The organism is Thiomicrospira sp. ALE5 (genome assembly GCF_900112445.1).
Classification (GTDB): Bacteria; Pseudomonadota; Gammaproteobacteria; order Thiomicrospirales; family Thiomicrospiraceae; genus Thiomicrospira.
In genome coordinates, this window is sequence record NZ_FOYY01000004.1 from 41,085 (window position 1) to 51,112 (window position 10,028).

Genomic DNA, 10,028 nt, shown 5'->3' on the forward strand with positions numbered 1-10,028 from the left:
CTTTTCTCGCCATACTTTGGAGCCACCATGACACCACCCAATCTCGAACACGCCCAAGCTCGCAGTGCGCTGCAAGCCATGTATATTGGTGATAGTCTTGCCATGCCCGCCCACTGGTTTTATCGGGTATTTGATATCGAACAGGCGTTTAACGGCGGCATTACCCAATTCGAAGCCGCGCCGAAACATCATCCATCATCGATCATGTCATTGCACTCCACTGCAGCAGGCGGACGCAAAAACGCACACAAACAGCCGCAACCCCACATTATTGGCGAGGTGATTTTAAAAGGAAAACGGGCATTTTGGGATCAACCCTTTCAACACTACCATCAGGGCATGCAAGCCGGTGACAATACCCTCAACGCGCATTGCGCACGTTTGCTGATGCGCAACCTTGCACGTCAGCAAGGCCACTATGATCCGCGGACTTTTTTAGCCGACTATATTGCGTTTATGACCGCCGATCCCGCTCAACACCCTGACACCTATGCCGAATCTTATCATCGTGGGTTTTTTGCCAACTACATCCAAGGCATCCCACCAGAAAAATGTGCAGCGGTGACCCACGATACGGCATCGGTTGGCGGGCTGGTCACCCTCGCCCCACTGGTTTTTGCCGCCCATTTACATGGCGCAGACTTGGCGAGCATTCAACAACAGGCTAAACAGCATCTTTATTTAACCCATCCTGATGCATCCTTGGCAAAAGTATGTGACCAGTACGTAAGCTTAATAGTCGCGCTTTGGCACACCGCTAACCCAGACGACACGCGTCTGCAGCTAGAGCATACCGCGAAAAACAGCGGATTCAACCTGCCAAAACTGCTTGCTAAAAACCTAACGGATCGCGAGGTGGTCGGCCAAGTGTTTTCACCCGCTTGTTATATTAGTGATTCCTGGCCAAGTGTGCTCTATTTAGCGCATAAATACGCTCAGGACCCTATAGCAGGCCTGCTGGCCAACGCCAATTTAGGCGGTGATAACGCACATCGAGGCATGATATTGGGTGTGCTATTAGGGCTGATAAACCCTAATGCATTTGACGACTGGTTTGACCAGCTTAGGGATGAAAATGCGCTTAAACAAGAAATAGACAAGCTTTTAACGGCAACTGATTAGTCAAATTGAAGACCTTTTATTAATAAGTCACCCATTCGTGTCCGATTCACAGGTTTACTGTACAAATAACCCTGTATAGTCGAGCACTTTTCATTAAGCAGAAAGGTGTTTTGTGCTTGGGTTTCTACCCCCTCAGCCAGCACATTCAAACCCAACTGACTTGCCATGGCGATAATAGTGCGGGTAATAACCGCATCTTCTTCATCAATTAACAGATCTCGAATAAAGGATCGGTCAATCTTAATTTTGTTTATAGGTAAACGCTTTATGTAAGCAAGTGAAGAATAGCCGGTGCCAAAATCATCAATGGCTAGGCTTATTCCCATCTGTTCTATGGTGTGTAAGCGCGACTTGACTTGCTCAAAATTAGTCATCAATTGCGTTTCGGTTATTTCAAACTCTAGCCAGTCTGCTTGGCACTCGTTGCTTTTTAAACACGCCTGCAACCAGTCAATGAAATCATCTTGTTGAATTTGCTTCACGCTCAAGTTAAGAGACAACTTACCCGGTTTGAGTCCCTCATCAATCCATGACTTGAGCTGCTGGGTAGCATGATTAATAACCCAGCGATCAACTTCCCACATGATGCCAGCCTCTTCTGCAATAGGTACAAAACGATCTGGCGCGAGCAAGCCCTGCTCAGGGTGATGCCAACGAATTAACGCCTCCATACCAACAATTGAATTTGAATAGGCATCGACTTGTGGCTGGTAATGAACTTCAAATTGATTAAACCTTAAAGCCTGTCGTAATCCTGCCTGTATTGCCATCTGCTCAACGGCTTGAGAAGTCATATCCTCGGTGTAAAACTGAAATTGATTTCGCCCTATATCTTTTGCACGAAACATCGCGGCATCAGCACAACGAAGCAAATCCTCAACACTGGTTCCATCCTGAGGATATAAGCTGATTCCAATACTGGCAGACACATAAAACTCATGGGGTTCAATTACAATAGGCTGTGCTAAGGATTGATTAATTTTTTGCGCTAACCCACTCACCTCGTGTAGCTGATCAAAGGACTCATGCAAAATAACAAACTCATCGCCCCCTAAGCGCGCTAAGGTATCATCGCCGTTCAACAACATACTTAATCGCTTGGCCAGTTCACACAGCACTTTATCGCCCAATTCATGACCCAGTGAATCATTGATTTTTTAAACATGTCTAAATCAATAAACAACACCGAGAAGTGCTGGTCATGTAACTGGCATTTTTCTATCGCATGCTGCAATCTGTCTTGCATTAGTACACGATTAGGCAATTGAGTTAGATTATCGTGATAATGCTGATGCGCTAACAATTCCGCCTGTTTTTCCAACTGTAACTCCATTTTTTTTAAATGAGTCACATCCTCATACGAGCCCAACATCCCAATCACATCACCTTGCTCGTTACGCAATGCGAGTTTAGAGGTCAACCAAACTCTTATTTCACCATGACTATCATGATCATGGTCTTCTCTGGCTAAAAGGCCCAACAATTAAGCTTATTAACGCTATTTGTCGTTATTTATTTGCTTCATTACGGATAAAAACCAAGCATTCTAGTGAAAAAAATCAGAGGGCTGCGGAATTAGCTAGCGCCTTTTTACCCTGGACTAGTTACGTTTTTGCCACAATTTATTGAGACACTTAGGGCACACGCTATAAATAACCTTGGTCGGCTTGACCAACTTGTCACCTAGTTCCGCTGGATCTGTCCAGCTATTCGAACCAAGAGGTTTAAGGCTATTACACATACTACAACGAATATACTTATAATCTACTCCTGAAGGTTTTCCTTCATCGGGTGTACTATCTTCAATATTTACACTATATTCAAAAGCCTCTTCCCTGAGTAAGCTATGCGTCATTGCAACAGCTCCATCAGGACATGGCGTTAATTGCAACTCCATAAAACGCTTGTGACTAGGGCTATCACACCTATATTCACGAAACATCACACTCTGCTTTAGTCGGCACACCTGAAGGCAGCTTTCAATATACATTCGAGTTGAATCACTGCGAATAAAAGATGACAAAGGACGTCCAATGATTTTTTCGGGTGCTAAGGAATCAGCTGCCCCAGCCTGCTCTGCAGCTTCTGTCCAATGCGTTGACAATGAAATAATGACGTTATGCCGATCTACAACAACAGTCATTTGACCCGTGTCTGATGAATCAGCGTCCAGAGCCATTTTTAAACAGTTCCATTGCTTAAGAACTCAGCCTGAGGTCGTCCCAACAAATAGCCTTGTAGATAATCCGCGCCATACCTTTCTAGCCATTCTGCTTGTTGCTGCGTTTCGACACCCTCGGCAACCGTTTTCAAGTCTAGCGCCTGCGCCATACCGATCATCGCCCTAACCAAAGATTGTGTTTGCGGTGACTCAGCCAACTCAAACACAAAGGACTGATCAATTTTTAACACGTTAACCGGAATATTTTTAAGCATTGATAACGAAGCATAGCCCGTCCCAAAGTCATCGAGCATAATCTGAGCGCCTTGACTCCTTAACTCTGAGAGCACACTGATCATTAATGACAGATTTTGCATGGTCGCGGTTTCAGTAATTTCAAAATAAAAACGCGAAAGACTTAATCCTGACTTTTCAGCAATCGAGGATAACTGAAACGCTAAATGTTCAATATAAAACTGTAAAGGCGATAGATTTACCGCTATTTTAATAGTTTCATCAAGCGTCGAGCCTGCAATATCCTCGCACACCTTTTCAAACAAAGCCATACCCAGCTGGCCAATCAAACCATGCTGTTCAGCCAGCTCAATGAATAGATTGGGATAAACAAGATTTCCATGGGTATCTATCAGGCGGATCAAGGCTTCATAATGAATAGGTTTATCAGGTTGATCTGCGCTAAAAATAGGCTGGTAATGCATTTGAATATGCTTTAACGGCTGAGCTACTGCCAAACGAATCTGACTCAGCATCACATTTGATTCAATAAGTTGATCTTCTTGCTTGGGCTCAAACACATGAAATGTGTTTCGACCTTTGTTTTTAGCCACATACATTGCCGCATCAGCACGGCGCATTAAATCCTCGACATTGTTTCCATCTTTGGGTGAAAATGCGATGCCAATCGATGCACTCAAAAAGTGTTTACCCTTTTGGGTTACATAAGGTTCCGATAGGATAGCTAACAAATCCTCAGTAACATGCTCAGCATCTTGTTTAGATTGAATCCTGGTTAACACCAATACAAATTCGTCCCCGCCAATACGTGCTGTCATATCATTTTCTCGAATCCTCGAAACGATTCGCTGGGTTGCTTCGCGTAGAACCTTATCGCCTTCCGCATGCCCATAATGGTCATTAACATCTTTAAACTTATCAAGATCTAAAAACATCACCGCAATCTGGTATGGATGCTCATTTTTCAAACGCGATAATCGCGCATCTAGCGTTTGGTTCAATAAGGTACGATTAGGCAGGCCTGTTAAGCTATCGTAAAAGGCAAGACGATCAAGTTGATTTTGATGATATTTTCGATCTGTGATATCAGAAAAGGTTGCAGCATAAAATACTTTATCCGTCACATCATCTTTGATTCGGCTTATTTGTAACCACTCTGGAAACACCTCACCGGTTTTGCGCTTGTTCCAAATCTCTCCAGCCCACCAACCATGGTGATGAATTTCAGTCCACATATCTTGGTAAAATTCTTGAGGATGACGCCCTGAGTGTAAAATGGCAGGCGTTGCACCAAGTGCATCAAGCTGAGAGAAACCAGTAATTTCGGTAAAGGCATGGTTAACCTTAATGATCTTACCTCGATGATCGGTTATCATTAAACCTTCTCGAATCTGATCAATAATACTTGATGCCAGTCGAATAGAACTATCTGATAATTGCGTCAACGAAACCTCAGTTAACGACATTAAAAAGCGTGGCGATTTAACATCACCCAAAACTATTTTCTGAGCCCTCAAGGTAAAATCTTGCCCATCTTGGTGGGTAAAAATCGTATCAGCCGTCACATTTTTTTCAGACAAACTAAGGTTTTTTAGTAACTTTATAAACAGAATACGACTTGGTTTACTCAAAAACTTCCGGAAATTACGACCCTCAAATTGACTATCCTTGTTTGCAAGCAATGATCTAGCTTTTGTATTAACTAATAGTATTTCACCATGATGATCAATCAACACAAGCGCAAGTGGCGACTCCATATAGAGAGTTTGATAAAAAGCCCTTCCATCCTCATTATCCATTTCTTGGCGAGTTTGCAGCTCAAGCTCTGCCTCAAGTTCGCTGATTCGCTGTTCAAAAAAAGCAGCTATATGCTCTAAAGATTGCCGCTCTTCATTCAACCGAGAATTTTCTTCACGATAGGCCAGGATATCTTGTTCAAGATGGCTATAATCTTGCGCATTCATGTAGTTTCTCCGGCAAACACAGGTAGCCTAAAAAATGACGTTCAGCGTTAATCCAAGTATCTTCAACTCTGAGTTTTAACAACATCCTCTTGCCGCTTTGGTGCAATGCCGTCACATCACGCCACTGCGACATCATTCCCTCAGTTTTACCATCAATAAAATCAGTTAAATATCCGTCATGATGACTCGAATAGGGTTCTGGCATTAGAACGCTTACATTCTGGTGAAGCAACTCTTTGGAGTCGTAACCTAGCAGTTCCATAATATTAGGACTAACAAAAGTCATTACGCCAATTTCATCAATACTAATTAATGTAAAGGGCAAATAGTCTGCAAGATGCTTCAAAGTGATATGGCAATCGATAGAAGGGTCAAGTTTTGATCTATGTACGGTATTCTCAAAAAACATCATGACGCCCACTACTTTGACTAGATCAGATTTATAGGGCACCATTCTGAGGTGATAAACTACGGATCCACGCCGAACCCGCAGAGTGACTGACTTTTCTGTTTCGATAACATTTAACAGCTCTTGGCGCAAATTAGGTACGTCTACCTGCATCCCCAGAGTGGTAATCGTTTGACCCACAACATCTTTATCAAGACCCAATACCTCCCTTGCTAATTTAGTTAAACGTTGAACGCGCAAGCGATTATCGACTAAAACAATCACTTCGTTCATTTTGGCAAGCATGTTTTCTAAATCATTGTTAACCTGTTCTAGCTCATAAGTTTTAACTTCTAACTCTTGATTAACGGTTGAGAGCTCTTCATTGGTTGACTGCATCTCTTCATTCGCCGTCTGTAGTTCTTCATTTGCTGATTGCAACTCCTCATTTGCGGACTGAAGTTCTTCATTAGTTGACTGTAATTCTTCGTTTGTCGTCTCTAGCTCTTCAATCGAAGTTTGCAATCGCTCTTTAAAAACAGCAATTTCTTTACGCAAATTTTCGTTTGACACGTGTGCATCTTCACTGAGTAAGCCGGTGCCACTTACAAAAGCTTCAGATAAATCAACCAGGGTAAAGCTAATCAAAAAGGCGCCCTGCGCGCCAATACCTTCAATAGCAATACGCTTAATAGCAATAAATAGCGCGCTCTCGGCATCATCATGTTTATAAAAAAGTGCTTGGGTTGATGCCTGTCCATCACGCTTAGCTTTTTGTAATAAAGCACGTACGTCAACCTTAATATCATCGCGGATAAGGGTTAGTATGTTTGTATCAATACGACCTTGCGGGAAATTGAGATAACGACTGACATCACCTCGGATATGCATAACGTGACCAGACTCATCCACGACGACAACCGTCGGCACAATTTGATCTAACAATATCTGATCAAGAGAATCAACGATGCTATTTTTATTCTGCATCAAGGGTTTACCCATATCGCGACTTTGCCTGATCCGCGCAACGGATGCCGCACTCGAGACGTGGTCAAGCTGGTTCGATAGGCTGGTTTTTTTGCGCCTAAATAATTGACTACGTTTTTTGTAAACATCAAATAGTTCAGGGGTACATGATGTTGCCGATTCCGATTTACCTAAAAATAAGTATCCATTGGGTTTTAATGCAAAATGGAAGGTTTGAAAAACCTGTTTTTGCAACTCATGCGAGAAATAAATTAATACATTGCGACAACTGATTAAATCTAATCGTGAAAATGGTGGATCCATAACAAGGTTTTGGCGCGCAAATACAACTTGATCACGAATTGATTTATAAATACTGTAAATCCCATCTTTTTCGACAAAATATTGTTTCAAAAGCTCTGGGTCTAGATTTTTAACCTGTGTAACGGTAAATTGCCCTTTGCGGGCACTACTTAGAGCATTTTCATCAATATCTGTTGCAAAAATTTGAAAATTGACGTGTTTTTTGTATTTTTGCCTTGATTGATGAAACAGGATGGATATGGAATAGGGTTCTTCGCCACCAGCACACCCGGGAACCCATACACGAATATGCCCACCCTCCTCGCAATTATCCACCAACTGGTTAATGACAAATTCTAAATCGGCGAAGGCCTCTGAGTCGCGAAAAAAATCTGTTACCGAGATCAGTAGGTCTTTAAACAGGCTTTCTACTTCAGTAATTGAGGACGACAGCAGGGTTAGATAATCTTCCAACACAACGAGTTTGTGAACGGCCATGCGACGGGCAATACGACGCTGAATCGTTTTAAGTTTATAACCACTAAAGTCATAACCTGTTTGATCTAATAGTTTTTGAAAGATAGATTCTAAGGTCGTTTTAGCTTGCGGAATCGCAATCTTCTGTAGCAAAGTACCTGATGATTCAATATACCCTTTTAACTCTTTAGCCATATTTTCTGGATCTAAAATTAAATCAACAGCGCCTGAATCAATGGCCGCATTCGGCATGCCAGAATACTTTGCCGTGCTTTCAGTTTGTGCAATAACAATACCACCAGCTGCTTTTATTGCACCAACTCCTTGCGCTCCATCAGACCCTGTTCCCGATAAAATGACCGCAATTGCTTTTTCACCCAAGCCTTCTGCGGCACTATTTAACAGCAAATTCACCGACGGCTTAGGACCAATTTCTGCAGCAGGTGTTAATTTAATGCGACCTTGTTCTACAACCGCATTATGACCGGGCGAGACAATATAAATTTTGTTCGGTTTCGGCACTATATCTTGATCAACTAACTCGACAGGAATATCTGTAATGCGAGATAACAAATCACGCAAAATGGTTGGGTGTTTTGGATCAAGGTGCTGCGCGATTAAATAGATTGCTGGTAGCGATTTATCAAGGTCAGACAACAGCTCTTTGAGCGCGTCAAGGCCTCCAGCTGAGGCACCAATAATCACCCAGAAAGGGTTAACTGGCGGTGATATTACTTTGGTTTTGGGCGACATAGTTAAATTCTGTATAGTTAAAAGTGATATGAGGCGATAAATGCTACATGATTTAAATTTTAAATTTACCAATAGCATATTACCACGGGTAAAATTAACAATTAACCGGAATCACAATTTTTACAGAAAAACCACAGAATTAAGGTGCGAGCAGGAGTTTTGTTATTGCTGATGTAACTTAGAGATACATTATTTGAAAAAAATGGGGTGGCCGACGGGGATCGAACCCGCGACAACAGGAATCACAATCCTGGGCTCTACCAACTGAGCTACGGTCACCATAATTGAAAGGCGTTAAATGGTACGCCCAGCAGGACTCGAACCTGCAACCCTCGCCTTAGAAGGGCGATGCTCTATCCAGTTGAGCTATGGGCGCTCATTCGAACCTGGGTTGTTTATTAAATTGACTTTAATAAACGAAAAATGGTCGGAGTGGAGGGATTCGAACCCCCGACCCTCTGCACCCAAAGCAGATGCGCTAGCCAGGCTGCGCCACACTCCGAAATATAAAACATTGCAGTGAATTTAATAAAATTTATCTTTACTGCCAAAAGATGCGCGTATTGTATAGACCACATTTAATACTGTCAACTAGCCTCTATGCTTTTTTTGCATTCATTTTGTGATATTTCGGTTATGATAATTTGCAGAGTAAATAGAAGGAGTTTTTTAAGCTATGTCCGCAAACATTTTAGATGGTAAAGCGATTGCCGCCGAGGTGCGCGCAGAAGTCAAAACACAAGTGACTGAACGTTTAGAGCAAGATCAACTGCCACCAGGCTTGGCGGTGATTTTAGTCGGTGAAAACCCTGCTTCTCAGGTGTATGTACGCAATAAGAAAAATGCCTGTAAAGAAGTCGGTTTTGCCGACTTTGCCTATGACCTACCTGCAAGCACCACCCAAGTAGATTTGTTGGCCTTGATTGACGAGCTTAATGACAATCCTGAAGTGCATGGCATTTTAGTGCAACTGCCGCTTCCTGATCATATTAACCCTGAGACAGTGATTGAGCGTATTAGCCCAGCCAAGGATGTTGATGGCTTCCATCCATATAATGTAGGTCGCTTAGCGACACGGATGCCAAAACTCGCCCCTTGTACACCTCATGGTGTAATGACAATGTTGGCAAAAACCGGTATCGAACTACGCGGCTTAAATGCGGTGGTCGTGGGGGCATCCAATATTGTTGGTGTACCTATGGCGCTGGAATTATTAAACGCGCGCGCTACAGTGACTATTTGTCACAGTGCCACCAAAGACCTGCCTGCCAAAATTGCCGAAGCTGACTTGGTCGTTGTGGGTGTAGGTATTCCTAACATGGTTAAAGGCGATTGGATTAAGCCGGGCGCAATTGTCATTGATGTAGGCATAAACCGTTTAGACGATGGCCGTTTATGTGGTGATGTTGAGTTTGAATCTGCAAAAACGCGCGCCAGTTGGATTACACCTGTACCTGGCGGCGTGGGTCCGATGACGATCGCTACCTTATTACAAAATACCTTGGCCGTTGCACAGGCGTCATAAAAGCATTACTTTTAGCAGACTTACCAACTTAGCCGGTGGTGTGGTGCCCTCGGCTAGTCAAAACTTTACTGGCCATTCAAACGCGACATCAGCTGTCGCAACAAATCCATAGCT

Annotated in this window: 6 protein-coding genes, 3 tRNA genes and 1 pseudogene; 2 read left to right on the forward strand and 8 right to left on the reverse strand. The window is 42.9% G+C overall.

Translation table 11 applies throughout. The annotated features are described in order from the left end of the window. Positions 1 to 27: 27 nt before the first annotated feature. Complete coding sequence (locus BM293_RS06955) at positions 28 to 1,122, forward strand: ADP-ribosylglycohydrolase family protein (protein ID WP_093447963.1); 1,095 nt, start codon at positions 28 to 30, stop codon at positions 1,120 to 1,122. Here BM293_RS06955 and BM293_RS10335 read toward each other — a convergent pair. The 8 genes and pseudogenes from BM293_RS10335 to BM293_RS06990 form a co-directional block, all read right to left on the reverse strand. Beyond that, positions 1,119 to 1,970: a putative bifunctional diguanylate cyclase/phosphodiesterase gene (locus tag BM293_RS10335; protein WP_369793726.1), complete on the reverse strand. Its 852-nt coding sequence runs from the start codon at positions 1,968 to 1,970 to the stop codon at positions 1,119 to 1,121. The genes BM293_RS06955 and BM293_RS10335 overlap by 4 nt on opposite strands. A 21-nt stretch (positions 1,971 to 1,991) precedes the next feature. Beyond that, a pseudogene (locus tag BM293_RS10450) lies at positions 1,992 to 2,605 on the reverse strand (diguanylate cyclase domain-containing protein); the annotation flags it as partial. 117 nt (positions 2,606 to 2,722) lie between these two features. After that, the gene (locus tag BM293_RS06965) at positions 2,723 to 3,301 is read right to left on the reverse strand and encodes a hypothetical protein (RefSeq protein ID WP_093447964.1); all 579 of its coding nucleotides are present in this window, start codon (positions 3,299 to 3,301) and stop codon (positions 2,723 to 2,725) included. 2 nt (positions 3,302 to 3,303) lie between these two features. Next, positions 3,304 to 5,502, reverse strand: a complete 2,199-nt coding sequence (locus BM293_RS06970; RefSeq protein WP_093447966.1) for a putative bifunctional diguanylate cyclase/phosphodiesterase — start codon at positions 5,500 to 5,502, stop codon at positions 3,304 to 3,306. Beyond that, positions 5,483 to 8,389 carry a chemotaxis protein CheB gene (locus tag BM293_RS06975; RefSeq protein ID WP_159428466.1) on the reverse strand — a complete coding sequence of 969 codons (2,907 nt, stop codon included), beginning with the start codon at positions 8,387 to 8,389 and terminating at the stop codon, positions 5,483 to 5,485. Before BM293_RS06975 ends, BM293_RS06970 begins: the two co-directional genes overlap by 20 nt. A gap of 203 nt (positions 8,390 to 8,592) precedes the next feature. After that, positions 8,593 to 8,668: transfer RNA gene (locus BM293_RS06980), tRNA-His, on the reverse strand. 20 nt (positions 8,669 to 8,688) lie between these two features. Beyond that, positions 8,689 to 8,765 (reverse strand) — tRNA-Arg (locus tag BM293_RS06985). A gap of 48 nt (positions 8,766 to 8,813) precedes the next feature. Beyond that, positions 8,814 to 8,891 (reverse strand) — tRNA-Pro (locus tag BM293_RS06990). 174 nt (positions 8,892 to 9,065) lie between these two features. Here BM293_RS06990 and folD point away from each other — a divergent pair. Then, positions 9,066 to 9,914 (forward strand): bifunctional methylenetetrahydrofolate dehydrogenase/methenyltetrahydrofolate cyclohydrolase FolD, encoded by an 849-nt coding sequence (gene folD / locus BM293_RS06995; protein WP_093447969.1) that lies wholly within the window; start codon positions 9,066 to 9,068, stop codon positions 9,912 to 9,914. Positions 9,915 to 10,028 lie beyond the last annotated feature (114 nt).

Excerpts from the sequence above, each read along its gene's own strand:
- BM293_RS06955 (WP_093447963.1), top strand. The coding sequence starts at position 28 with ATGACACCACCCAATCTCGAACACGCCCAAGCTCGCAGTGCGCTGCAA.
- BM293_RS10335 (WP_369793726.1), bottom strand. The coding sequence starts at position 1,970 with ATGTTTCGTGCAAAAGATATAGGGCGAAATCAATTTCAGTTTTACACC.
- BM293_RS06965 (WP_093447964.1), bottom strand. The coding sequence starts at position 3,301 with ATGGCTCTGGACGCTGATTCATCAGACACGGGTCAAATGACTGTTGTT.
- BM293_RS06970 (WP_093447966.1), bottom strand. The coding sequence starts at position 5,502 with ATGAATGCGCAAGATTATAGCCATCTTGAACAAGATATCCTGGCCTAT.
- BM293_RS06975 (WP_159428466.1), bottom strand. The coding sequence starts at position 8,389 with ATGTCGCCCAAAACCAAAGTAATATCACCGCCAGTTAACCCTTTCTGG.
- folD (WP_093447969.1), top strand. The coding sequence starts at position 9,066 with ATGTCCGCAAACATTTTAGATGGTAAAGCGATTGCCGCCGAGGTGCGC.